We start from the raw sequence: 23,938 nt of genomic DNA, 5'->3' as shown, positions 1-23,938 counted from the left end.
GGCACCCCGTTTAACCCTGTAGACTTGGCGCCGCTGCTGATGAGAGCCTCCCACCAGGGAAATTCTTGTCTTCCCAGCGGTGCCGCCTTAGCTCAGCTGGCCAGAGCAACGCACTCGTAATGCGTAGGTCTCGGGTTCGAATCCCGAAGGCGGCTCTGTAGAACCCCCAGGACTCACTCGCCGTGACCTGGGGGTTTTGCTTTTTACCGGATCTGGCGCCGCCGCCGTGCGCGGGCGGCCCGGGTGTTGTCGGTCTCAGTTCTGGTCTCAGACACCGGATCGGGGCCAGGTGGTCCGGCAGATACGGAGCCGGGGCATGTGCTGTCTCCCTGGAGGTTGGGGATGGCGGGGACGATGGCGTTGGCCATCTCGTTGATGGGGCCCGCGGCGCCGGTCGAGGCGAGGGAGAACCCGAACCCGGCGGCGACGAACGCTCCTCCGGCGCTGAGGCGGTGGGAGCGCAGGAGGAAGTACAGGACGAGTCCGAAGGGCGCGACGAGCGAGACGAGCGCGACGGTGATGGCCGTGCCGGAATCTCCTTTGACGTGCACGGGGAAGGTTGCCAAGCTGCGGGTACTTCGGGTGCTGACAAGCTCGGGGTCTTACCGGTGGCCGTGTCTGCCTAGCTCCACCATCGGAGAGGGGTCCGCCTTATGGCGTGCGGCCACCGGCCTTCTGCTGTTCGGGGCAATGCGTGGGTCTCGGGTTCGAATCCCGAAGGCGGCTCTGTGGAACCCCCAGGACTCACTCGCCGTGACCTGGGGGTTTTGCCATGTCCGGGGCGGGGCGGCGTGACGCCCCGTCGGATGGTGCCGCGCGGTCACGTGATCGCATCCGCCGGTGTGCTCACCCGTTGGCATCCCGCGATCGGGTGATGCCCCGCGCTCCGGGGACAAGGCAGGCTCCCCACGGGCCGGAGCACGTGGGTTGACCGCTCGGCCGGATCCGATCGGGGATGGGACCAGCCTTGGGCATCTTGGTACAGAAGTACGGGGGGAGTTCTCTCTCCCAGACGGACAGGCTCCGCCGGGTGTCCGAGCGGGTGGCGGCGAGCCGCCGGGCCGGCAAACGCACCGTGGTCGTGGTGTCGGCCCGGGGGGACACCACCGACGAGCTGCTGGACCTGGTCGAAGACATCGGGGGGCGGCACGCGGCACGGCGGGCGCCTCGGGAGGTCGACCAACTGCTGGCCACGGGCGAGTACGCCTCCGCGGCGTTGCTCGCCCTGGCGCTGGAGCGGTTGGGCGTGCCGGCCGTCTCGCTCACCGGGGCGCAGGCCGGCATCCGGGCGGTCGGACGGCACGGGGACGGTGTGATCGACTCCATCGACACCGGGAGGGTCACGCGGTGTCTCGACGAGGAACGAGTGGTCGTCGTCGGGGGTTTCCAGGGACTCAACGACACGGGTGACGTGGTCACCCTGGGCCGTGGCGGGTCCGACACCACGGCCGTCGCGCTCGCGGCGGCCCTGGGCGCCGGGAGCTGCGAGATCTACACGGACGTGGACGGCGTGTACACGGCCGACCCGAGGCTGGTCGAGTCGGCCCGCAAGCTCCCGCACGTGGCCGCGGACGTCATGGTGGAGATGGCCTTCGCGGGGGCGAAGGTGCTGCACTCCCGGTCCGCGGAGCTGGCAGCGGCCAAGGGGGTCGAGTTGCACGTCAGAAGTTCATTGGTCGACAGGGAGGGAACCGTGGTGAGCGGGAACGGCACGAGCCTGCTGGAGACGGGGAGCGCGATCACCGCCGTCACGTCGGACACGGACGTCGCGCGGATCCTCGTGCACTGCAAGGGCCGGAGCGATCCGGCTTCGGAGATCCTCGGCATTCTCGCCGGGAACGCGGTGCCGACCGATCTCGTGGCCCGTTCCGGTCCGCAGGAGGACGAGTTCCGGATGGGCTTCACCGTGCGCCGCAGTGACGTCTCCCGGATCGAAGAGCCGCTCGCGAACGCCGTTGCTCCCTTCGACGGCGGCATCCGGGTGGACACGGACGTCGTCAAGGTGTCGCTGATCGGCATGGGCCTGCTGAACCGCCCGGAGTACCTGGCCCGTCTGATGACGGTCCTCGACGGTGCGGGGATCGTCACCAGCTGGATGTCCAGCTCCCAGCTGCGCGTCTCCGTGGTCGTGCCGAGTCGCGACCACGTGCGGGCCCTGCGGCTGCTGCACGCGGAGTTCGACCTCGCGGGTGCCGGCATCCTTGTGTGACGCCTTCCTCGCAACGACGCGATGACGCAACGACGCAACGACGCAACGACGCCGCGGCCCACGGGCCGCGGCGTCGTCGCGTTGCCGCTCTCGGTCGTCCGACGCGCTACGTCCCGAGGAGGGCCGACTCCGCGTCGTAGCCGTACAGCCAGTCCTGCTTGCGCAGGTTCTGGGTGCCGGCCAGGACCAGGTCGCGTTCGCGCTGCCCTTCCCCGTCGGAGAGGTGGAAGGTGCGGGAGTTCGCCCGGGACAGCCGCTGGAGCTCGTCGGTCCGCGGCCGGCGCGCCTGCTCGTAACGGGCCAGCGCCGCCGGGATGCCGTCCGGTGCCACGTCCCGCAGGCAGGCGGCGAGCACGATCGCGTCCTCGATCGCCTGGTTGGCGCCCTGTGCCTGGAAGGGCAGCATGGGGTGCGCCGCGTCCCCGACGACCGCGATCCGGGGGGTGGACCAGTGCGTGAGCGGCCGGCGGTCGTGCAGGGCCCACCGGCTCACGGAATCCAGGGACTTGAGGACGCTGTGCACTTCCTCGTTCCACCCCTGGTAGGTCTCGAGGAGCTCCTCTACGCGGCCTTCGGCCGTCCACGCCTCGACCGACCAGTCGCCGGCCGGAGCCGTGGCCCCGACGCTGATCCACCGCCCGGAGCTCACCGGGTAGCACACGACGTGCTGTTCCGGACCGAACCAGAGCCGGACCTTCGGGTCCTCCAGGAGGAACGGCAGCCGATCGCCCGGAACCAGCCCCCGGTAGATCGACTGGCCGGAGAAGGTGGGCTCGTCCATGGCGAGGGAGTCGCGCACCAAGGAGTGGATGCCGTCGGCGCCGATCACCACGTCGGCCTCGTACACGGAGCCGTCCTCGAAGCGGAGTTGTACCCCCTCCGGCCGTTCCTCGACGCCCACGCACCGACGGCCGATGTGCAGGATGTTGTCGATGCTGCTGAGCAGTTGCTGGTGCAGATCGGCCCGGTGCACCGTGTAGTACGGGGCCTCGTAGAGCTCTTCGCAGGCGTCTCCGAGCTCGGTTCGGCCGATCAGCCGGCCGTCGTCCCAGCGGCGCATCTCCACGGCGGAGGGGCGCACCGCCACCGATTTCAGCCGCTGGGCGAGACCCAACTGGTGCAAGATGCGGGTGGCGTTGGGCGCAAGCTGCAGACCCGCCCCCACCTCGCGCAGGTTCTTCGTCTGCTCGAAGACCTCGCAGCGGATGCCGGCGCGGCCGAGGGCCAGTGCCACGGTGAGGCCGGCGATGCCGGCGCCCACGACCGCTATGCGGCTGCCCTCACGCTTCCACTGGGGGGGCATGCGATCCTGGATCATAGTCACAACTCTCGACGGGCGGTCTCAGTAGTAGAGGATGGCCTTGTTCCAGTCCTCGTCCGGGCCGAACAGACTCCTGGGCTTGACGACATCGGGCATGCCCGTCAGCACGTCCTGTGGCACCAGGGTTCCCGGGGCGACTCCCTCGACCCGGCACTCCACGCCCAGTTCCTGCCGGACCGTGACGGCCAGCTCGGCGCACGCGGCGGCCCGGTGCTCGTCCGCCACCTCGATCTCGACCCGCAGGTGGTCGGAGGCGGTCTGCGCGCGCCAGAACAGCACCCCGTGTTCGAAGGGCAGCCGGTACACCAGGTCTTCCAACCCGTGCTGGGTGACGAGGGTTTCGCCGATCCGGTGCCCGTAGACGGCCCGTCCGAGGACGGTGATGGTGGGGAGCACCCAGCCGCACGGACACGGGTCGTACGACACCTCGACCGAGTCTTCCAGGTTGTAGCGCAGCAGCGGCATGGCCGCCCGGTGGAGCGGGGTGACGACGAGCTGCCCCGCGCCCTCCCTGCGGATCTCCCCGGTGTCCGGGTCGCGGACCTCGAAGAGGACCCGGTCGGCCCACAGGTGCAGGCGGCCCTCCGTGCACTCGCCGGCCAGGCTTCCGGTCTCGGTGGAGCCGTACTCCTCCACCACCGGCACGCCCCACAGCCTGCTGATCCTGGCCCGACGGGCCGGGCTCAGCGGCTCGCCGCCGACGAACAGCGCGCGCAGCGCGGGGAAGTCCTCGTCGGGCCGGAGCCCCGCGGCCTTGGCCGCGGCGGCCCACAGCAGGCACTCCGTGGGCATCGACCAGGTCAGCGACACTCGCAGGTCGTGCAGGGCCCTGACCACCCGTGAGTACGGCATGGCCAGCGAGCGGTTGTCGCCGGGGACCACGGTCGCGCCGTTCAGCCGGCCCGCCGCGTGCGCCAGGTGTCCGGTGAGCAGCATGGCGTACGGGGTGCGGACGAGCAGCGTGTCCGAGGCGTCGATGCCGACCCACTTGCGGGCGAAGCGCTCGGAGAGATCGACCCAGTCCTCCTCGGTGTAGTAGGAGGGGGTCGGCTGGCCGGTGGATCCGCTGGACTCGTGGTACGTCGCCAGCTCGCTGTTGGACACCGCCAGCATGCCGAACGGGTAGTTGTCGCGGAGATCGGACTTGGTGGTGAGCGGGACCCGGGCGAAGTCGCCCGGGTCGCCGGGTATCGCGTCGCCGCCCGTCCGGGCTTGGTGGAAGGGCGACTTGGCGGCCCGTGCGAGGACCCCGGGCAGCATCGCCTGTTGCAGCTCGGCCAGTTCCGCGTAGGTGGACCAGTCGCCGAGCTGGGGCAGCTTGTCCGTCGTCGTCACTCTGTTTCCTCCTGTCCGAGAAGTCGGCAGGCGTTGCGCCACGCGATCTTCTGCCAGTCTTCGTCGCCGAGCCCGAGGTGGCGCAGCTTGGTCAGCTCCACCTCGGGGTGCTGCAGCGGAGCTTCGGAGCCGAAGAGGACTCGGTCCGCTCCGAGTTGTTCCACCGCGGCGCGGGCGACGCAGGTGTAGCCGCCGGAGGTCTCCAGCAGCACGTTCGGCAGCGGGGCGATCAGCTCGACGGCGTACAGGTCGATGTTCCCGATGCCCGCGTGCCCGAGGACGAAGGTGACCTCGGGGTACCGCAGGGCGAGCGACACGAGGTCGGCGACCCTGCTGCCGTCACGTTCCAGACAGACGGTGTAGACGCTGTGCCCGAAGTCCCGGGCGGCCTCGACGAGGCCGGCGGTGCGCGGGTCGGTCAGAGCCACCCCGTGCACCGCCGGGGAGATCTCCATGCCGCGGAAGTCCGGCGCCGCCTTGCGGTAGTGCTCCGGATCCCGGTGCGGGTTGGCGAAGAAGAACGGGATCAGCCGGCCGTCCGACGCCTCGCACGCCCGCAGGACCGCGTCGTTGTCCGCGTCGGACTCTATGTGCCCGCCCTCGACGAGGAAGCGGGAGAGCTGCGCGAGCGGCATGGTGCCGCCCGCGCAGACCACCGCGCGGCCGATGCCGCATTCGTCCATCGTGGCGAGCAGGCGATCCGGGGCCCGGGGGACCGGGGCGAGCCGGACGTGGAAATCCAGTACCCGCCGCTCGGTCCCCGCCACCTGCGTGTGAGGACTCACTTCTCGAGGCAGAACTCGTCGATCGGGTAACCGACGTGACGGTCCTCGGTCGGCAGGTAGCCGAGCACCTTGTCGCCGGGCTTGAGCTCGGTGCTGTTGAGCACGACGCCGCCGGGGCCGAGCACCCGCACGTGCCAGTCGTCCTGCAGGATGAGGTTGACCCGCTGGCCGTTCGGCGCGACCGCGTCGATGGAGATGAGCGGACGGGACTCGATCTTGACCCGGCCGACGGTCACGAGCCGGGTCTGGCCCTTGATGTCGACGGCCGTGACCTTGCTGCCCGCCTTGAGCTCGCTGAGGTAGTTGGTGCGCTCGTCCTTGGAGAGGGTGTACGAGTGGATGGCGCCGGCGTTCACCCGGAACGGGCGGGTCGGCATGTAGGGCAGCGGGTGCGTCTCGCTGACGCACAGGATCATGCCCTTGGAGTGCGAGCCGACCAGGATGCCCTCGTCCTCGCGGAGGTACGAGCAGGTGTCCACGCACGCCCGCTCACCCATGCCGATGTGCGAGGTCTCCACGACCTCCAGCTCGGTCAGGTTGAGGTCCGGCACGTCGGTCTGGGCCGCTGCCTTCAGCTTGGCCGCGTCACCGACCTTCTCGGGCAGCATCATCACGCCGTCCGAGCCGTGCTCCAGGACGCCGAAGATGATCTCCGCTTCCTCGATGTCCTGGGCGATGGTGACCATGCTGCCCGTCGCACGGGCGGCCGCGGCGATGACGATCTCCAGCGGGATCTTGGTGGGGTCGCGGAAGAGCAGCAGGCTCCACGCCTCGGTGCGCGCCGACTCGCAGGCGTCCTCCAGGGTCGGCGCGTCGATGATCTCCACGAAGCGGCCGAACTCCACTCCGGGGTGCTTGATGGCCAGTTCGGCCGTGGTCGCACCGTGACGGGCGGGGTCGACGACGACCACCGTCGCGTCGCCGAAGTCTTCCGGCAGGTCCTTGCCCTGCGGGAAGAGGACCTTGGTGATCGTGGGCGGCAGCTCCGCCAGATCGGCGGCGTCGTCCGCGACGATGCCTTCGACGCGGTAGTGCAGCGCCTCCTGCAGGATCGCTTCCTTGGATTCGCCGAGACCGCGGATATCAAGCCAGGTGATCTTCATTGCTTACTCCCTGATGGGTATGAGTGAGATGAGGTGGAACGCTGCCGGCGGGGCTCAGCCCACGAGGGTCGGCAGCTGCTCCGGGCGCGGGTTCTGCGTGGGGCGGTGATCGCCGAGGCCGAGTTCCTCGCCGCGGAGCCGGTGCAGGCGCTGCGCGATCTGCCGCGTCATCGCGCCGGGGTCGGCGGCCTGGAAGATGTTGCGGCCCATCGCGAAGCCGCTGACGCCGCCGCGCAGCGCCTCGTCCACGTAGGCCAGTACGTCGGGCACCGTGGTCTTGCGCGGGCCGCCGGCGACGATGACCGGGATGGCCGCGGACCTGACGACGTCCGCCATCTCGTCGGGCGAGCCCACGTACGGCGTCTTGACGATGTCGGCGCCGAGTTCGGCTGCCACGGTGATGGCGTGGGCGACGAGTTCGGGGTCCCGTGGATTGGTGACCTTCGGGCCCCGCGGATAGATCATGGCGAGCAGCGGGACGTTCCACTGGTCGCAGAGGTCCGACACGCGGCCGAGGTCCGTGATCTGCTGCTGCTCCTCGGCCGAACCGAGGTTCACGTGGACGCTGACCGCGTCGGCGCCGTGCCGCAGTGCCTCGTCGACGCCGCTCACCAGGTACTTGGAGTCCGGGTCCTGGGCGTACATGGTGCTCGCGCTGAGGTGGACGATCAGCGAGGTCCGGGAGAACCGGTCCGGACTGACGTGGCGCAGCCCGCCCTTGTGCAGGACCACGGCGTCGGCGCCGTTGTCGGTGAGCTGCCCGACCAAGGCGTCCAGTCCGCCTTCTCGCAGGGCGATCGGCCCGTCACTGATGGGGTGGTCCAGTGGTACGACGAGCAGCCGGTCGCCGCCGTCTCCGTACAGGCGCCTCAATCGGAGCCGCCGGCCGAACGAAAGATTGGTGAACATTACACGCATCCCCTCCCTGTCGGGTGTGGGGCGGGAGCCGAGCGGTCCGCGGTTCCGGCTCGCTCGGCGTGCCCCCGGCCCGTCGACGGCAAGTTTTCGCCGAGGGGCCATGGCGTGCCATCGCCCGTTTACGTGATCCCGTCCGTGAAGGGCACGGGAGATTCGAACGGAGGGCCGTACGGCCCCGGGTGCGGAAGGCCGAGGTCGTTGCGGACGGCGGAGGGGCGGACACCAGCCCTTCTGCCCCGAACGAGGAATCGGCCGGCACTCCGCGCATTGACACATTCGCCACCGGGCAGGGAAATGTTTCGGCCATTTCCGGGCTTTGCTTCCGCGAGAAGGAAATCGGCGATCAGTCGGCAGCGGTTACCGTGACATGGGAAGTGACGTGCTGATGACCAGCCCGGATGGGAGAACCGGGGGTTTCGCCAACTGATCGGGGGGACGATGCGGAACGCAATTGTGGAGTGGGCAGGTCCGGCCTTGGGCCGGGATACCGAATTGGCCTTGCTACGGGAAAGCCTGAGAGCCGCAGCCTCGGGAACCGGCCAGTGCCTCGTGGTGGAAGGGCCGCCCGGAATCGGCAAGACCCGGCTGCTGCAGGAGGCCGCCCGGGAAGCGGAGCGGCTCGGGATGACCAGTGCGCTCGGCCGCGCCACCGAGCTGGACCGGGTGGCGCCGCTCTCGGTCCTCCTGTCCGCGCTGCGCGACAGTGTGCCGCCCGTCGTGGACTCGGCTGACATGGCGGCGCTCGGCGGCCTGGGCGGCCAGGAGGCCGGCCGCTTCTGGCTGGTCAGCCGGCTCGGCGACCTCATCGAGGAGTACGCGCGCACCCGCCCGCTGCTCATCGCCCTGGACGACGCCCAGTCGATGGACGAGCTCACGGCGTTCACGCTGCAGATCCTGGTGCCCAGACTGCGCAGCCACTCGGTGATGTGGCTGTTGGCCCGGCGCCCGCCCTCGGCCCAGGCGCTCGGGTACGAGGTGTTCGGCCACCTCCGCCGGGACGGTGCGGAGCACATCGCGCTCGGTCCGCTCGACTCCGACGCCATCGCCCAGTTCTGTTCGCACGCGGTCGGCGGGGACCCCGGATCCGTGCTGGCCGCGCTCGCGGCGCGCAGCGGCGGGAACCCCTTCCTGCTCGGCCAGCTGCTCAACGCCCTCGATGCCGACGGCCGGTTGCACCGTACCGACGGGACGGTGGAGGTCGACGGGAGCGACGCGCTGCCCGAGGACTTCCTGTCCGCCGTCGACTGCCAGCTGCGCCACCTGTCCGTGCCGACCCGCCGGTTCCTGGAGGCCGGCTCCGTCTTCGGCAGGCCGTTCCTGGTGAGCGAGGCGGCCGGCCTGCTCGGCGAGCGCGGTGTCGCCCTGCTGCCCCAGGTCCAAGAGGCGGTGGAGGCGCACATCCTCCTGGACGACGGCACGGCGCTGGACTTCCGCCACGGGCTCCTCCGGGAGGCGGTGTACGACGGGCTGTCCGGATCGGTACGCAGGGTCCTGCACCAGGAGGCCGCCACCGTCCTGGAGGCCACGGGAAACCGGCGCGCCGAGACCGCGCTGCACCTGGTCCGCGGGGCCTGCCGGGACAACCCCCACACCATCACCGTGCTGTGCGAGGCGGCGGACGAGGTGGCCTCCACCTCCCCCAGCACGGCCGCGGACATGATGCTGGAAGCGCTGGAGATCCTGCCGCCCGACGACCCCAAGGCGCCGTCCCTCATCGCCAAGGCCGTGAGCCTGCTGGCTTCGTCGGGACGCATCACGGAGGCACGTGACCTGGGCGGGGTGGCGCTGCATCGCACCATCAGCCGCGTCCAGGAGGCGGCGGTCTACGTCGGGCTGGCGGACGCGCTGAAACACGCCGGCCAGGACGCGATGGCGGTCGAGTGCACCCGCCGCGCGCTGGCCCACCCCGAAGTCCCGGACGCGGTACGGGGACAGCTCCTCGCCGTCCAGGCGCACGCCCTGCTCAACGGCGACGACCTGCGCGGAGCGGAGGCCGCGGCGGTCGAGGCGATGGCGGTCGGAGAACCGGAGACCGCGGTGTACGCGGGCGCGGCCCGCAGCGCCGCCGCACGGATCCGGGGAAGGATCGACGAGGCCGTGTCACTCGCCTCGGACGCCGTGCAACTGGCCGACGACGAGGGCGGGGACGCACGCCACCGGCACCCCCGGCTGTGGCTGGGGCGCGCCCTGGTCGCCGCCGACCGCTTCAGCGAGGCCGACGCCGTGTTCGAACTCGGTGAGGGCGACGCGCGCACACTGGGCTCCGCCTGGTCGCTGCCCCTGTGGCACTACGGCCGGGCCGAGTTGCGGATGATGGCCGGCCAGCTCGACGACGCCCAGGCGGAGGCGCGGGCCGGCAAGGCGGTGGCCGAGCAGCTCAGCGCCCTCGCCATCGTTCCGTCGCTGCTCGCCATCCTCGGCCAGGTGGAGATCCACCGGGACGAACTGGCGCGGGGCCGGGAGACGTTCAGGGAGGCACGCCGGATGGTCGACTCCGGGTACGGGGTCGTGGCGGAGGACATCGCCTGGCTGCAGGCCCAGCTGGCGTACGCCGCGGGGGACCCGAAGGCGGCGATGACGGCCCTGTCGGGCGTCTACGAGCAGTTCGAGGAGCGTCCCCTGCTGCTGACCCAGGTCTCCTGGTCGGCGCCGGCCCTGGTGCGGTTCGCGCTCGACGCGGGCGCCCGGCCGGAAGCGGAGGCGGCGGCGCTCACGGCCCGGCGGCTGGCGGACAGCACCCCGAGGACCGTCTCGCTCACGGCCGCCGCGCACCACGCCGAGGGCCTCCTGCACGATGACGTGGCCTCCCTGCGCGCAGCGGTGGAGGCCTACCGCACGAGCCCGCGCCACCTGGCGCGGGGCATCGCCCTGGAGGACACCGCGCACGCCGAGGCCCGGGCCGGGCGCCGCAGCCACGCCGTCGCCCTGTTCGAGGAGGCCCTCGGCCGGTTCACGGACTGCGGGGCCACCCGGTCCGTGGCACGGGTCCAGCGGGCGCTGCGCGGGCTGGGCGTGCGCCGTAAGAAGTGGCAGTCGGTGCAGCGGGCACAGACGGGCTGGGACAGCCTGACGGCCGCCGAGCTGCGCGTGGTGCGTCTGGTCGCAGAAGGGCTGACCAACCGGGCCTCCGCCGAGCGGCTGTTCCTGTCGCCGCACACCGTGGACACGCACCTGCGCCACGCCTTCGCCAAGCTGGGCGTCTCCAGCCGGGTGGAGCTCGCGCGCCAGGCGATGCAGCAGGAGGCGGGCAAGGAGCCGGGCGCCGCCTGACCGGTCGGCCGGCCGGGGGCGCGATCGCCCTCCCGGCCGGCCCGGGGGCCACCGCGCGAGCGGTCAGGCCCGGGGGTCACCGCACGAGCGGTCAGGCCCGGGGCGTCAGTTCCTCCCGCATGCGGACGATGGTGTCGATGATCGGCTGCACGATCCCGCCGAAGTACTGGGCGGTCGAAGCCACGAAGGAAGCGTCCTGCTCGCCCTTCGCCTTCCCCTCCGCCGAGAGCACCACCCGGATCGTGAGCGTGGTGGCCCCCTGCCCGTCGTGCCCGATCTCGTTCCGGATCTCGGCCAGGTAGGGATCGTCCAGCTGGTGGAAGACCATGAGCCGGCGGTCGTGGAAGACGGCCCGCTCCCGGGCCTTCGCGCGGCCCGCCACGGTGATCTCCCGCAGCAGCCCGTCCTCATGGCGCTCCAGCACCCGGCAGTCGGTGATGCCGGCGATGAACGGAACGGGGTTCTCCGCCTTGCGCAGCAGCCCCCGCCAGACCTCCTCGGGGGTCAGCAGTCGCTTCCCCTCCTCGTCCTCTCCCACGACCGGTAGCGTCCAGCTCAATTCGGACATGTCGTCGCCTCCTGTGGCACGGCACCGCGGCGGACGCCGTCGCCCGCGCGTCGCGGTTCTCCCGCAGACCAACAGCTTCCGTCCGCGGGCCTCCCGGGACATCACCGGTTCTCGTGAGCTTCTCCCCGGCGCCGGACCGCAGTCAGGCCGTCCCGGCCGGCCGAGGATCACGTAAAGACGCGATGTGCGAGAAGGCGTGGTTGACCAGGCTGGGGACCCCACAGCACGGGTCCGGAGCCCGCTGTGGGAGAGCTGATCGGTACGTGACGGGGGAGAAGTACATGGGCGGCATATCACGTCGAAGGTTCCTGGTGACCACGGCTGCGGCGAGCACCGCCGTGAGCGGTGCCGCCACGGCGGTCGCGTCCGCTGCGGAAGCCGGCGAGGCCGCGGCGGCGAGCGGCCCCTTCGACGTCACTTCGGCGGACCAGCAGTACACGGACCTCGTCCGCGGGTTCAACCAGCGCTGGGTGGCCAAGCCGGACTACGTCCGGATGGTGAGCACACCGGGTCAGGTGGTCACCGCCGTGCAGGCGGCCGTCAAGGCGGGCAAGCGGCTCTCCGTGCGCAGCGGCGGCCACTGCTACGAGCCCTGGGTCGGCGACGGCGTCAACGTGGTCGTCGACGTGTCCGAGATGAACCAGGTGTACTTCGACTCTGCCCGGCAGGTCTTCGTGGTGGAGGCCGGTGCCACGATCTCGGAGATCTACAAGAGCCTGTACAAGAAGTGGGGGGTGACCCTGCCCGGCGGTACCTGCCCGACCGTCGGCGCGGGCGGACACGTGGCGGGCGGCGGCTACGGCGCGCTCTCCAGGCGTCACGGCCTCATCGTCGACCACCTGTACGGGGTGGAAGTGGTCGTGGTGGACGCGTCCGGCACGGCACGGCTGGTCACGGCCACCCGTGAGCCCTCGGACCCCAACCGGGACCTGTGGTGGGCGCACACCGGCGGTGGCGGCGGCAACTTCGGCGTGGTGACCCGTTACCTGTTCCGCTCGCCCAACGCCGCCGGCGCTCCTCAGAGCCTGCTTCCCAAGCCTCCCACCACGCTGCTGGTCAACTCCGTGTCCTGGTCCTGGGCCGACCTGAACGAGCAGTCGTTCGGCCGGATCCTGAAGAACTACGGGACCTGGTGCGAGAACAACGCGTCCGCGTCCTCGCCGTACGCGGGCCTGTTCAGCCAGCTGAAGCCCGCCCCCAAGGCCGCGGGTTCGTTCTCCCTGACGACGGAGATCGACGCGACCCTCCCCGGTGCGGACCAGCTGCTCGACGACTTCCTGGCGGCCGTCAACAACGGCACGGGAGTCTCCTTCCGCGTCGACGAGCGCAGGACCGTTCCCTGGCTGCACGCCACCGAGTGGCCCGGATTCACCGGCGGCGGCGACCCCACGAACCGCTTCAAGGGCAAGTCCGCCTACATGAAGAAGACCTTCACGGACGCCCACGTCGCGGCGTTCTACAAGCACCTCACGCGCCCGGACTACCCCTACCCCGGTGCCCTGGTGCTCATCAGTTCGTACGGCGGCAAGGTCAACACCGTCTCCCCGACGGCGACCGCCGTGTCCCAGCGCAGCTCCGTCATGAAGCTGATGTACGTCAACTTCTGGCGGGACCAGTCGCAGGACTCCTGGCACGAGGCCTGGATCCGCGAGTTCTACCGGGACGTGTACGCCGACACCGGCGGCGTGCCCGTGTCCGGTGCGGTCACCGACGGCTGCTTCGTCAACTACGCCGACGGCGACCTCTCCAACCCGGCGTGGAACACGTCGGGCGTGCCCTGGCACGACCTGTACTACGGCGCCAATTTCCCGCGGCTGCAGCAGGTCAAGGCCAAGTGGGACCCCAGGAACGTCTTCCGCCACGCCCAGTCCGTACCGCTGCCGGCCTGACCGGGCGGCGTGCGGAAGACCGGTGAACAACCCCCATGTCGTCCAGCACTGACTAGGAGCCAACCAAGATGAGTCTCAACGGCAAGGTCGCCATCGTCACCGGCGCATCCCGCGGCATCGGCCGTGCGACGGCCGAGCGCCTCGGCCGCGAGGGCGCCGCCGTCGTGGTCAACTACCAGAGCAACGAGGAGGCGGCGCAGCAGACGGTGAAGGCCATCACCGCGAGCGGTGGCAAGGCCGTCGCCGTCCAGGGTGACGTGTCGGTCGCCGCCGACGTCGCCGCTCTGTACGAGGCCGCGGTCAAGGAGTTCGGCGGCGTCGACATCGTCGTCAACAACGCCGCGACCGTCGCCGCCGCGCCCGTGGAGTACATCAGCGAGGAGGTCTTCGACCGCCTGGTCGCGACCAACCTGAAGAGCGTCTTCCTCTCCCACCAGCAGGCCACCAAGCACCTGCGGGACGGCGGCCGCGTGATCAACCTCGCCGCCGGGCTGCCGGCGGCGGCCATCGCCTACCTCGGCGCCTACGGTGCGACCAAGGTGGGGGTCGAGGTCCTCACCCGGTCCCTCGCCCACGCGCTCGGCGAGCGCGGCATCACCGTCAACGCCGTGGCCCCCGGCCCGACCGACACGGACATGCTCGCCCCCGAGGCGCGCGCCAACCTCGACAGCCTCATCGCCCAGACCCCGCTGCGCAAGCTCGGGCAGCCGGCCGACATCGCGGACGTCGTGGCCTTCCTCGCCGGTTCGGACGGCCGCTGGCTGACCGGCCAGACCCTCCACGCCAACGGCGGCTTCGCCTAAGCCGTACCCACCGGCCAAATGCCGCGGTCCGGAGCCCCTGACGGGTTCCGGACCGCGGCATTTGGCGTACGTCCACGGTCAGGCCGCGGTGACCGCCCGGCCAGCGGTGAGCCGGACGGTGTTCACCGTCGCGGCGGCCGTGTCGTAGAACAGCAGGTCGTTCTCCGCGATGAATCCGGCTTCCTGGCGGCTCCGCTCCAGGCCCGCGGCGGACAGGGTGGCGGTGAACGTGAAGGTGAGCCGGCCCTCCGCGTCCTCGCCGATCTCGTTGGTGATCGCGGTCAGCAGCGGGTTGTCGATCTGGGTGAAGACGATGCGCCGCTGCGGCTCGAGGGTCACCCGCTCCCGCAGCAGCACCGACTGGTCGCCGCGCAGCGCGATGCGCCGCACGAAACCGCCGTCGAACTCCTCCAGCACCTCCGCGAAGCTGATGGACGGCACGTAGGAGACCGGGTTGGCCGCCTTGTGCACCAGGCTCTCCCAGAGCTCGTCGCGCTGGATCTCCGGGTACCCGGGCAGGCGGGGGTCGTTGACGAGCAAGGTGTAAGTGAAGACGACCATGGGTCGAGCCTTTCGTGCGTTCCGGTAGCAATCGGCGTTGCCTTTCGCCGCAGCATGGCTTCCGCGCGGGCCTCCGGACATCCCAGTTTCACGCGATCTGCCACGACCGGTTGGCGGCCGCCCTTCCGCCGTGCGGGTCACGAAGGATGGCGTGAAGACGTGATGCCGGGTACCGGGGCCCGGCCGACGATGGATCAGCGTGACCGCGCCGCTGCTCCCGCCCCCGAGGCGTACGGAGATGCGCGGGGAGACGCGGTGAGACGCGGCGAAGCGCAGCCAGGATCCAACTCGACGACACGAAGAAATGGGACACCTCTCATGACCAACGGCATCACGCCGAGTCGGACCGGGGCCGCGGACCACGCCGACTCCCCGGAGTCAGGGACGGCCGGAGCGGCCGGTGGCCGCAGTCCCTGGGCGATGTTCTCGGTGCTGGCACTGATCGAGTTCATGGCGGTGATGGACGCCTCGGTGGTGAACATCGCGCTGCCCGCCATCCGTGACGACCTCGGGTTCTCGCCCACCGGCCTGGCCTGGGTCGTGGACGCGTATCTGCTCGGCTTCGCCGGCTTCCTCCTGCTGGCGGGCCGCGCATCCGACGTCATCGGCCGGCGGCGGCTCTTCGCCGCGGGCGTGGCCCTCTTCACCGTCGCCTCGCTGGCCTGCGGACTCGCGGCCGACGACTGGCAGCTGGTGGTCAGCAGGCTGCTGCAGGGCCTGGGCGCTGCCCTGGTCACTCCGGCGGCCCTGGCGCTGATCACCGACATCTTCCCGGAGGGGCCGGAGCGCAACAAGGCGCTCGGCCTGTTCATGGGGATGGGCGGCGTCGCCGCTCCGGTCGGTCTGGTGCTGGGCGGACTGCTCACCACGGCCGGCTGGGAGTGGATCTTCATGATCAACGTGCCGATCGGCATCGGCATCCTGCTGGCCGCCCTGCGCCTGCTGCCGGCCACCGGCCCGCAGACGGAAGCCAAGCTCGACGTGATCGGCGCGGTCACCGCCACCGCCGGACTGGTGATGCTCATCCTGGCCGTGTCGCAGGGAGGCGCCCAGGGCTGGGGCTCGGCCGCGACACTGGCCGAGTTCGCCGCCGCCGCGGTGCTGCTCGTGGGCTTCGTCGTCCGCCAGCGCACGGCGGCCGATCCGGTACTGCCCTCGATGCTGCTCCGCATGCGACCGCTGGTCATCGGCAACGTGGCCTTCGCCCTCGTCGGCACGCTGCTGATCTCCACCTTCTTCATCATCACGATCTACCTGCAGCAGGTGCTCGGCTACGGCCCGGCGAAGGCCGGCCTGTCCTACGTGCCCATTCCGCTCGCCATGCTGGCCGGTACGCAGGTGGCCCCCCGCGTGCTCCGGTTCGGCCCGCAGAACGTCCTCATGGGCGGGGTGCTCATCCAGGGCGCGGCGCTCGCCGCGTGGGCCACGGTGATCGACGTCCAGGGCGGTTACCTCACGGGCTTCCTGCTGCCGGCCGTGTTCTGGTCCTTCGGCCTCGGCGTCTCCATCGTCTCGTCCTTCGTCGTCTGCACGATGGGGCTCACCGGTCCCATCGCCGGCGCCGGCTCGGGCCTCGCGACCACGTCGTACCAGGCGGGCGGGGCGATCGGCCTCGCCGCCCTCGTCGCGGTCGCCGCCGCCCGTACCCACAGCGCGTCCGCCGACCAGGCGCCGCTGGAGGCCCTCCTGTCCGGCTACCAGCTCGCCCTGTGGTGCTCGGTCGGCGTGGCCCTCCTGGCGGCGCTGCTCACCCGGTTCATCCGCTTCGGCGGGCAGCCGCAGGAGCAGGGCCAGCCCTCGTAGCGCGTCCGGCCGGGCCCCGGACCGGCCTCGTCGTCCGGGGCCCGGTCCGGACCCGGTGTCCGTGACCCGGCCCGATCCGGCCCGGACCGGACCCGGTGTCCGTGACCCGGCCCTCCATCCCGTTGACCTCCCCCGTGCCGATCCCGCAGGAGCATCCGTGCTTGACCATCCCCCGTCCCTCCCCGACAGCGCGTCCGTCCTGGTCGTCGGCGCCGGACCGGTCGGTGCGACCCTTGCCCTCGAACTGGCCCACCACGGAGTGCGCAGCACCGTGGTCGAGCGGTCCACGACGGTCTCGGCGCATCCCAAGATGGACTTCATCAACGGCCGCAGCATGGAACTGCTGCGCCGCCTCGGTGTGACCGACGAGATCCGCCGCCGCGGTGTCGCGGCCGACGAGCCCTTCGACTTCCACTGGATCACCGACCCCGCGCAGCCGCCCGTCTCGGTGTGGACGTACCCCTCCGTGGCGGAGCTGCGCCAGAAGTTCGCCGAGGTCACCGACGGCTCGGCGCCCCTGGAGCCGTACCAGCGGCTCCAGGGCTCGCTGCTGGAGGACGTGCTGCGCCAACGGGTGCGCGAACACCCGCTGGTCGACCTGCGGGAGGGATGGAACCTGCTGGACCTGACGGACGACGGCGAAGGGGTGACGGCGCGCCTGGCCGACGTCGGGCAGGGCACCGAGCACACCCTGCGCGCCGCCTACGTCGTCGGCTGCGACGGCGGCGGCAGCACGGTCCGGCGGTGCACGGACATCACGACGCAGCTGAGCGGTCCGAGCACCCGCCACTGCGACGTGTACTTCCGCAGTGAGGACCCCGCGCTGTTCCGGAACGGGAAGTTCTTCCTCACCATCGCCGCCGGCGGGGCGACGCTGGTGAACCGCGACGGCGGGCGGACCTGGACCGGCACGTTCGTCCTCCCCGACGGGGAACCCGAGCCGGACGAGCCGCTCGCGGTCGTCAAGGAACGGCTGGGCTTCGACTTCGAGGTCGACGAGGTCCTCAACGTGGCCTACTGGTACGGGCGCCTCGCCGTCGCGGACTCGTACCGCGCGGGCCGGGTCTTCCTCGCCGGCGACTCGGCGCACCAGTTCTACCCGACCGGCGGGCACGGGGCGAACACCGGCCTCGGTGACGCCGTCGACCTCGGGTGGAAGCTCGCCGCCACGCTCACCGGCCGGGCCGGCCCGGGTCTGCTCGACTCCTACGAGGCCGAGCGCCGGCCCGTCGCGCTCTTCAACCGCGAGATGTGCGCCAACCTCCTCGCCGTGTGGATGCGCTTCCCGCAGCTGGCGGCCGCCGGCGCGTCCCGCTCCCAGCTCGCGGGGTACCTCGCCAAGGAGAGCTTCCAGATCGACAACCTGGGCATCCACTTCGGCTACCGCTACACCGGCTCCCCGGTCGTACGCCACGAGGACACCCCGGACCCGGGCTGGGAGTGGCAGTCGATCGTCCCGACGACCCTGCCCGGCGGCCGTGCGCCGAACGTGCGGCTGGCGGACGGCACACCGCTGTTCGACCGGCTCGGGACGGGGTTCACCCTCGTCGACCTCTCGGGCGAGAACCGGGGCAAGGACCTGGTGGAGCAGGCGCGGCGCCGGGGACTGCCGGTCGAGCTGCTCACCGTGGACAGCGCCGACGTGCGCGCCGTCTGGGCGCGCGATCTGGTGCTCGTCCGGCCCGACCACCACGTGGCGTGGCGCGGCGACGTGGCGCCGGAGCCCCGCGCGTGGGACGGCCTGCTGGAGGAGGTCACCGGCGGCTGACCGGCACACGTACGAGTCATCAGAGCAACGGGGGATGTGAAATGTCAGGGATCGTCGACCGATCGGGCACGTTGGTTGCCTCGGCCGGCTTCAGCGGCACGGCCGGGGACGAGCGCGCGTATCCGGATCCGTGGGAGGCGCGGCAGCAGCCCGCCTGGGAGGACCGGGAGCTGCTCGTACGGGTGAGGCGGCGGCTCGCCGCCTCGGCCCCGCTGGTCCGTGTCGAGGACACGGAAGAGTTGCGCGGCCTGCTCGCGCACGTCGCGGCGGGCGAGGCCGGTGTGATCCAGGCCGGCGACTGCGCGGAGGACCCGGCCGAGTGCACACCCGGCTACGTGGAGCGCAAGGCGAGCCTGCTCGACGCGCTCGCGGAGGCGATGCAGCTCGCTTCGGGCAAGCCCGTCCTGCGGGTGGGCCGGATCGCCGGCCAGTTCGCCAAGCCGCGTTCCCGCCCGACCGAACCGGTGGGCGACCAGGAACTCCCCGTATACCGCGGGCACATGGTGAACGGTCCGCAGCCCGACGCGCTGGCCCGCCGCCACGACCCCGCCCGGATGCTGGCGTGCTACGAGGCCGCGAGCAACGCGATGGAGTACCTCGGATGGCCGGGCGCGCAGGCCCAGGGGCCGTCGGCCCTCCGGTCGCCGTCGGAGCCGCGCGTGCGCTCGCGGGCGCGGTCGAAGGTGTGGACGAGCCACGAGGCGCTCGTACTGGACTACGAGGCTCCGCTGCTGCGGCGCACGGAGGACGGGCGCCTGCTGCTGACGTCCACGCACTGGCCGTGGATCGGCGAGCGCACGCGGCAGCTGGACGGTGCCCACGTCGCGCTCCTGGCGCAGGTGGTGAACCCGGTCGCCTGCAAGGTCGGGCCGACGATGACCCCCGACGAGGTGGTGGCCCTGTGCGAGCGCCTCGACCCGGCACGCGAGCCGGGGCGCCTGACGCTCATCGCGCGGATGGGAGCCGACGCCGTGGCCGCGAAACTGCCTCCGCTGGTCGAGGCCGTCCGCGCGGCCGGCCACCCGGTCGGCTGGCTGACCGACCCCATGCACGGCAACACCGTCAGCGGTCCGGACGGCCTGAAGACCAGGTTCGTCCAGGCGGTCCTGCACGAGGTCGGGGAGTTCCGGTCGGCGGTCCGCGCGGCCGGGGGCGTCCCCGGGGGGCTGCACCTGGAGACCACACCCGACGAGGTCACCGAATGCGTGGCCGACAGCGCACGGCTCGATGAGGTCGGCGTCAAGTACACGAGTCTGTGCGACCCGCGGCTCAACCCCCGGCAGGCCCTCGCGGTGGCCGCCGAGTGGCGCGGATGAGAGCCGGTGCCTGAGCACCGCTCAGCAGAACTCCGCACAAGACCGAGCCAACGGAGGTCCGTAGGGATGGAAGGCAAGATAGCGATCGTCACCGGGGCGGCGGGCGGGATCGGCGAAGCCGTGGTCCGCAACCTGGGTGAGCGCGGAGTCGTGGTCGCGGCGGTCGACAGGGACGCCGGCCGGCTGGAGGAGACGGTGCGGCAGCTGGCCGCGGAGGGACTGCCCGTCGAGGCGTTCCCCGTCGACGTGACCTGCGCCGCGTCCGTAGAGGCGCTCGTGGGGGCGGTGGAACACCGGCTCGGGCCGGTGGAGTACCTGGTCAACGCGGCGGGAGTGCTGCGGCTCGGCGAGGCGCGCAAGCTGACCGACGAGGACTGGGCCGACACGTTCGCGGTGAACACCACGGGCGTGTTCCACATGTCCCGCGCGGTGGTCAACGGGATGGTCGAGCGTTCGCGCGGAGCGATCGTGACCGTGACCTCGAACGCGGCGGCGACGGCCCGCGCGGACATGGCCGCCTACGCCGCCTCCAAGGCGGCGGCGACGATGTTCACCCGGTGCCTGGGCCTGGAGGTCGCCCGGTACGGCATCCGCTGCAACGTGGTGGCTCCGGGCTCCACCGACACCCCGATGCTCGGCTCGATGTGGTCGGACGAGAGCGACCGCCGGCGGACCATCGAGGGCAATCCCGATGCGTACCGCGTGGGCATCCCCCTGGGCAGGATCGCCAGCCCCGCCACCGTGGCGGACTCGGTCGCCTTCCTCCTTTCCGACCAGGCGTCCCACATCACGCTGCACGCCCTCACCGTCGACGGTGGCGCCTCGCTCGGCGTCTGACCACGGCAAGCACGCACAGCCTTTGTCCGGCCGCCGCCAAGGAAGCCCGGCGGACAGGAAGTTCTGATCACGCGGGAGACGTTCATGTCCGGCATACCCTCCATCCACTCGTACCCCATGCCCACCGAAAGAGACCTGCCCGGCAACACGGCGCCCTGGGTGGCGGACCCGCGCCGCGCGGTCCTGCTCGTACACGACATGCAGCGCTACTTCCTCAAGCCGCTGCCCGCGGGCAGGGCCCCGCACAACGAACTGGTCGCCCATGCCGTGCGGCTGCGCGAGCGGTGCACCGAATCCGGCATACCGGTGGCCTACACGGCGCAGCCCGGCGGCATGGACGAGCGGCAGCGAGGACTGCTGAAGGACTTCTGGGGCCCGGGGATGCGCACCGACCCCGAGGACCGGCACGTCGTCGACGAACTGGCGCCGGCCGCCGGGGACCGGATGTTCACCAAGCGGCGCTACAGCGCCTTCTTCCGGTCCGGGCTGCTGGAATGGATGCGGGAGTCGGGCCGTGACCAGCTCATCCTGTGCGGGGTGTACGCGCACGTCGGTGTACTGATGACGGCCGTGGAGGCGTTCACCCACGACATCGAGACGTTCCTGGTCGCCGACGCGGTCGCCGACTTCTCGGAGAAGTACCACCGGATGGCGCTGGAGTACGCGGCCGAGCGCTGCGCGGTGGTCCTCACCACCGACACGCTCGTCACCTCGCTCGACGCGGTGGTGGCGGCGTGATGAGCTCGGTGCCCCCCTCCGAACCGCAGGACCTGCTGGCACGCGTCCTGGTCGCGAAACCACCGCCCTTCGCCCTGCTGTACCGGCCCGAGACGGTGGGGCCGGGGCTGCTGGAGGTGGTGACCGGCGAGGTCTCCGGGCTCGGTTCACTGGCGGAGCTGCCGGTCCGGACGCGGCCGGCGGGCCCGGGGCGGGCCGCGCACGAGGTCCTGGCCCTGCTTCCCTACCGCCAGATCGCGGAGCGCGGCTTCGCCTGCACCGACGACGGCACCCCGCTGCTGGCCATGGAGGTCACCGAGCAGGCCGTGATGACGGTCGCCGAGGTGGTGCGCCGGATTGCGGACGTACCGATCGAGTTGACCGGCAAGCACTTCGACGTGGACGACGAAACGTACGCCGGGATCGTGCGCCGGGTGATCAGGGACGAGATCGGCACGGGCGAGGGCGCGAACTTCGTCATCCAGCGCTCGCTCGTCGCGGACATCGCCGACTACTCGCTCGCCCACGCCCTGTGCCTCTTCCGGCGGCTGCTGGAACGCGAGCAGGGCGCGTACTGGACGTACCTGGTACACACCGGGGACCGGACCCTGGTCGGCGCCAGCCCCGAGCGGCACGTCAGCCTGCGCGACGGGACCGCCGTGATGAACCCGATCAGCGGCACCTACCGCTACCCGGCGAGCGGCCCCACCCTGCCCGACGTCATGGAGTTCCTCGCGGACCCCAAGGAAACCGACGAGCTGTACATGGTCGTCGACGAAGAGCTGAAGATGATGGCCCGGATCTGTACGGACGGCTGCAGGGTCACCGGGCCGCACCTCAGGGAGATGGCCCGGGTGGCGCACACCGAGTACTTCATCGAGGGCCGCACCACCCACGACGTGCGCGACATCCTCCGGGAGACCATGTTCGCGCCCACCGTCACCGGCAGCCCGCTCGAGAGCGCCTGCCGGGTGATCAGCCGTCACGAGCCGGGGGGCCGCGGGTACTACAGCGGAGCCCTCGCACTCATCGGCCACGACGACGCAGGTGAGCGCAGCCTCGACTCCTCGATCCTCATCCGCACCGCCGACATCGACGGCGGCGGCCGGCTGCGCATCGGCGTGGGCGCCACGCTCGTACGGCACTCGGACCCGGAGTCCGAGGTCGAGGAGACCCGTGCCAAAGCCGCCGGGCTGCTCAACGCGCTGGAGAGCGACCGCCGTTCGCGCTTCGCCGACCATCCCGACGTCAGCACGGCGCTGGCCCGGCGCAACGACACGATCGCGGGGTTCTGGCTCGCCGACGGCGCCGGTCACGAAGACCCGGACTCGGTTCTCGCCGGACGCACGGCCCTCGTCATCGACGCCGAGGACACCTTCACGCACATGCTCGACCAGCAACTTCGGGCGCTGGGCCTGGACGTGACCGTCCGCCGCTACGACGAACCGTACGAGCTCGGCGCCCACGACCTCGTCGTCATGGGCCCGGGACCGGGAGACCCGCGTGACGGGAACCACCCGAAGATCACCCACCTGAGCGCGGCGACGGACCGACTGCTCGCCGCCGGACAGCCGTTCCTGGCCGTCTGCCTCAGCCACCAGATCCTCTCCGCCCGCCTCGGCTTTCCCCTGCGACGGCGCGACGTGCCCAACCAGGGCTTGCAGAAGGAGATCGACCTCTTCGGGAGCCGCGAACGCGTCGGCTTCTACAACGCCTTCGCCGCCTGGAGCGACGAGGACAAGGCCGAATGCGAGGGCATCGGCATCGTGGAGGTCAGCCGCTCACCGCACACCGGCGAGGTCCACGCCCTGCGCGGCCCGCACTTCTCCTCCCTGCAGTTCCACGCCGAATCCCTCCTCACCCAGGACGGCCCGCGCATACTCCGCGAAGCAATGACCCGAATCCTGTCGACCCCCGCACACCTGCGCCCGGCCTGAGCGGCCTACCGGAGGCGGGCGCGCTTCCTTCCGGTCCGGGCTCGCCAGGCCCAGCGGGTGAGGGCGCCGAAGGCGAGGGAGGCGATGATCGCACCCCAGTCGATGACGTGGGGGAGGCCGGGGAAGAAGCCGAAGAAGGCGAAGGCCGCGGCGGTGCCGGCAAAGAAGCCGGCAATGCCGGAGCGTCGGAGCCCGGTGCCCTCGGCGACAGGGCCTTCGGGGCCCGGGGTGACGGTCATGTGCGGCTCACTTCGTGATGTGGTGGCACTGACTGACCCGGCGCACACCGTTGACGTTGATGTGAGCGCACGCCTTGCCGTAGCGCGGCAGCGTCTGGGGCGCGTTGTCGCGCATCGGGTGGATCTCGCACTCGCTGTGGGTCTTACCGTGCAAGGTGCGGTAGGTCTTGTTGTCGGTGTCCGCGTAGGTGAAGTCAATGCGCCAGTTGCAGAAGCCTGAATTCAGGGCCACTACGAAACCGCAGTCGACGCCGGCGTTCTGGTACGTGATCTTCTTGCCTTCGCCGCGCACGACGTGAGTGAACATGCAGCCCGTCGGAACCTTCATGGTGACACCGCCGACTTGGTAGTCGAAGCCGGTGACGGGTGTCGAGCCGATGGCGCCGGCACGCGCCTGGGTGGGGGTAAGACGGCCGGCCCGACCGTCGTGGCCAAAGTGGCGGTGATCCGGGGTGCTAAGAGCTCGCCCATCGGTGTCCCTTCAGGCGGAGTGCGTCTGCCAGAAGGGAACGCTTGTCGTCGACTCGGAGTTCTGCCCTGAGGGGCGGTCCACTATGAA

Annotated in this window: 19 protein-coding genes, 1 tRNA gene and 1 pseudogene; 11 read left to right on the top strand and 10 right to left on the bottom strand. The window is 71.1% G+C overall.

What is annotated here, in order from left to right:
* The first annotated feature begins 81 nt into the window (after positions 1-81).
* Positions 82-155 (top strand) — tRNA-Thr (locus OG276_RS16215).
* A 177-nt stretch (positions 156-332) separates the two neighbouring features.
* Here the strand turns inward: OG276_RS16215 and OG276_RS16210 are convergent.
* Positions 333-551, bottom strand: a pseudogene (locus OG276_RS16210) (hypothetical protein); the annotation flags it as partial.
* Between the two features lie 404 nt (positions 552-955).
* Here OG276_RS16210 and OG276_RS16205 point away from each other — a divergent pair.
* Positions 956-2,209: an aspartate kinase gene (locus OG276_RS16205; protein WP_266906075.1), complete on the top strand. Its 1,254-nt coding sequence runs from the start codon at positions 956-958 to the stop codon at positions 2,207-2,209.
* Positions 2,210-2,315: 106 nt separating this feature from the next.
* Here OG276_RS16205 and OG276_RS16200 read toward each other — a convergent pair whose 3' ends face one another.
* From OG276_RS16200 to OG276_RS16180, 5 genes are read right to left on the bottom strand one after another with little or no spacing between them, the layout of a single operon-like run.
* Positions 2,316-3,512: an FAD-dependent monooxygenase gene (locus tag OG276_RS16200; RefSeq protein ID WP_266906073.1), complete on the bottom strand. Its 1,197-nt coding sequence runs from the start codon at positions 3,510-3,512 to the stop codon at positions 2,316-2,318.
* Between the two features lie 39 nt (positions 3,513-3,551).
* The gene (locus tag OG276_RS16195) at positions 3,552-4,865 is read right to left on the bottom strand and encodes a phenylacetate--CoA ligase family protein (RefSeq protein WP_266906071.1); all 1,314 of its coding nucleotides are present in this window, start codon (positions 4,863-4,865) and stop codon (positions 3,552-3,554) included.
* Complete coding sequence (locus OG276_RS16190) at positions 4,862-5,650, bottom strand: amidohydrolase family protein (RefSeq protein WP_266906069.1); 789 nt, start codon at positions 5,648-5,650, stop codon at positions 4,862-4,864. Before OG276_RS16190 ends, OG276_RS16195 begins: the two co-directional genes overlap by 4 nt.
* Positions 5,647-6,753 carry a 3-amino-4-hydroxybenzoic acid synthase gene (griH, locus tag OG276_RS16185; protein WP_266906068.1) on the bottom strand — a complete coding sequence of 369 codons (1,107 nt, stop codon included), beginning with the start codon at positions 6,751-6,753 and terminating at the stop codon, positions 5,647-5,649. The genes OG276_RS16190 and griH overlap by 4 nt, the downstream gene beginning before the upstream one ends.
* Positions 6,754-6,807: 54 nt before the next feature.
* Complete coding sequence (locus OG276_RS16180; protein ID WP_266906066.1) at positions 6,808-7,662, bottom strand: 2-amino-3,7-dideoxy-D-threo-hept-6-ulosonate synthase; 855 nt, start codon at positions 7,660-7,662, stop codon at positions 6,808-6,810.
* Between the two features lie 447 nt (positions 7,663-8,109).
* Between OG276_RS16180 and OG276_RS16175 the strand changes: the two genes are divergently transcribed.
* On the top strand, positions 8,110-10,941 hold the full coding sequence (locus tag OG276_RS16175; RefSeq protein ID WP_266906064.1) for a helix-turn-helix transcriptional regulator: 2,832 nt from the start codon (positions 8,110-8,112) through the stop codon (positions 10,939-10,941).
* A 91-nt stretch (positions 10,942-11,032) separates the two neighbouring features.
* On the opposite strand, the gene OG276_RS16170 is transcribed toward OG276_RS16175, so the two are convergent.
* Complete coding sequence (locus OG276_RS16170) at positions 11,033-11,509, bottom strand: SRPBCC family protein (protein ID WP_266906062.1); 477 nt, start codon at positions 11,507-11,509, stop codon at positions 11,033-11,035.
* A 311-nt stretch (positions 11,510-11,820) separates the two neighbouring features.
* Here OG276_RS16170 and OG276_RS16165 point away from each other — a divergent pair, with 311 nt between their 5' ends.
* Both OG276_RS16165 and OG276_RS16160 read left to right on the top strand, forming a co-directional pair.
* On the top strand, positions 11,821-13,398 hold the full coding sequence (locus OG276_RS16165; protein WP_266906060.1) for an FAD-binding oxidoreductase: 1,578 nt from the start codon (positions 11,821-11,823) through the stop codon (positions 13,396-13,398).
* 68 nt (positions 13,399-13,466) lie between these two features.
* Entirely contained in the window at positions 13,467-14,201 is a 735-nt protein-coding gene (locus OG276_RS16160) for an SDR family oxidoreductase (protein ID WP_266906058.1), read from the top strand.
* A 78-nt stretch (positions 14,202-14,279) separates the two neighbouring features.
* On the opposite strand, the gene OG276_RS16155 is transcribed toward OG276_RS16160, so the two are convergent.
* Positions 14,280-14,762, bottom strand: a complete 483-nt coding sequence (locus OG276_RS16155; RefSeq protein WP_266906056.1) for an SRPBCC family protein — start codon at positions 14,760-14,762, stop codon at positions 14,280-14,282.
* Positions 14,763-15,080: 318 nt separating this feature from the next.
* On the opposite strand from OG276_RS16155, the gene OG276_RS16150 reads away from it, so the two are divergent.
* The 6 genes from OG276_RS16150 to OG276_RS16125 all read left to right on the top strand — a co-directional run bounded on the left by OG276_RS16150 (position 15,081) and on the right by OG276_RS16125 (position 23,140).
* A complete protein-coding gene (locus tag OG276_RS16150) occupies positions 15,081-16,565 on the top strand; it encodes an MFS transporter (RefSeq protein ID WP_266906055.1) in 1,485 nt (494 codons plus the stop codon).
* Between the two features lie 157 nt (positions 16,566-16,722).
* A complete protein-coding gene (locus OG276_RS16145) occupies positions 16,723-18,333 on the top strand; it encodes an FAD-dependent monooxygenase (protein ID WP_266906053.1) in 1,611 nt (536 codons plus the stop codon).
* Positions 18,334-18,374: 41 nt separating this feature from the next.
* The gene (locus OG276_RS16140; protein ID WP_266906051.1) at positions 18,375-19,649 is read left to right on the top strand and encodes a 3-deoxy-7-phosphoheptulonate synthase; all 1,275 of its coding nucleotides are present in this window, start codon (positions 18,375-18,377) and stop codon (positions 19,647-19,649) included.
* A 66-nt stretch (positions 19,650-19,715) separates the two neighbouring features.
* The gene (locus OG276_RS16135) at positions 19,716-20,486 is read left to right on the top strand and encodes a 2,3-dihydro-2,3-dihydroxybenzoate dehydrogenase (protein ID WP_266906049.1); all 771 of its coding nucleotides are present in this window, start codon (positions 19,716-19,718) and stop codon (positions 20,484-20,486) included.
* An 84-nt stretch (positions 20,487-20,570) separates the two neighbouring features.
* Positions 20,571-21,224 (top strand): isochorismatase family protein, encoded by a 654-nt coding sequence (locus OG276_RS16130; RefSeq protein ID WP_266906047.1) that lies wholly within the window; start codon positions 20,571-20,573, stop codon positions 21,222-21,224.
* Entirely contained in the window at positions 21,224-23,140 is a 1,917-nt protein-coding gene (locus OG276_RS16125; protein ID WP_266906046.1) for an anthranilate synthase family protein, read from the top strand. Before OG276_RS16130 ends, OG276_RS16125 begins: the two co-directional genes overlap by 1 nt.
* 5 nt (positions 23,141-23,145) lie before the next feature.
* Here OG276_RS16125 and OG276_RS16120 read toward each other — a convergent pair whose 3' ends face one another.
* Together OG276_RS16120 and OG276_RS16115 are read right to left on the bottom strand one after the other, a co-directional pair.
* Positions 23,146-23,379, bottom strand: coding sequence for a hypothetical protein (locus OG276_RS16120; protein ID WP_266906044.1), 234 nt, complete (start codon positions 23,377-23,379; stop codon positions 23,146-23,148).
* A 7-nt stretch (positions 23,380-23,386) separates the two neighbouring features.
* Positions 23,387-23,686 carry a hypothetical protein gene (locus tag OG276_RS16115; protein WP_266906042.1) on the bottom strand — a complete coding sequence of 100 codons (300 nt, stop codon included), beginning with the start codon at positions 23,684-23,686 and terminating at the stop codon, positions 23,387-23,389.
* Positions 23,687-23,938: the final 252 nt, after the last annotated feature.

The organism is Streptomyces sp. NBC_00086 (assembly GCF_026343255.1).
GTDB lineage: Bacteria > Actinomycetota > Actinomycetes > Streptomycetales > Streptomycetaceae > Streptomyces.
Note: the sequence above shows the minus strand (reverse complement) of the source record. Positions and strands in the feature narration are given on the sequence as shown.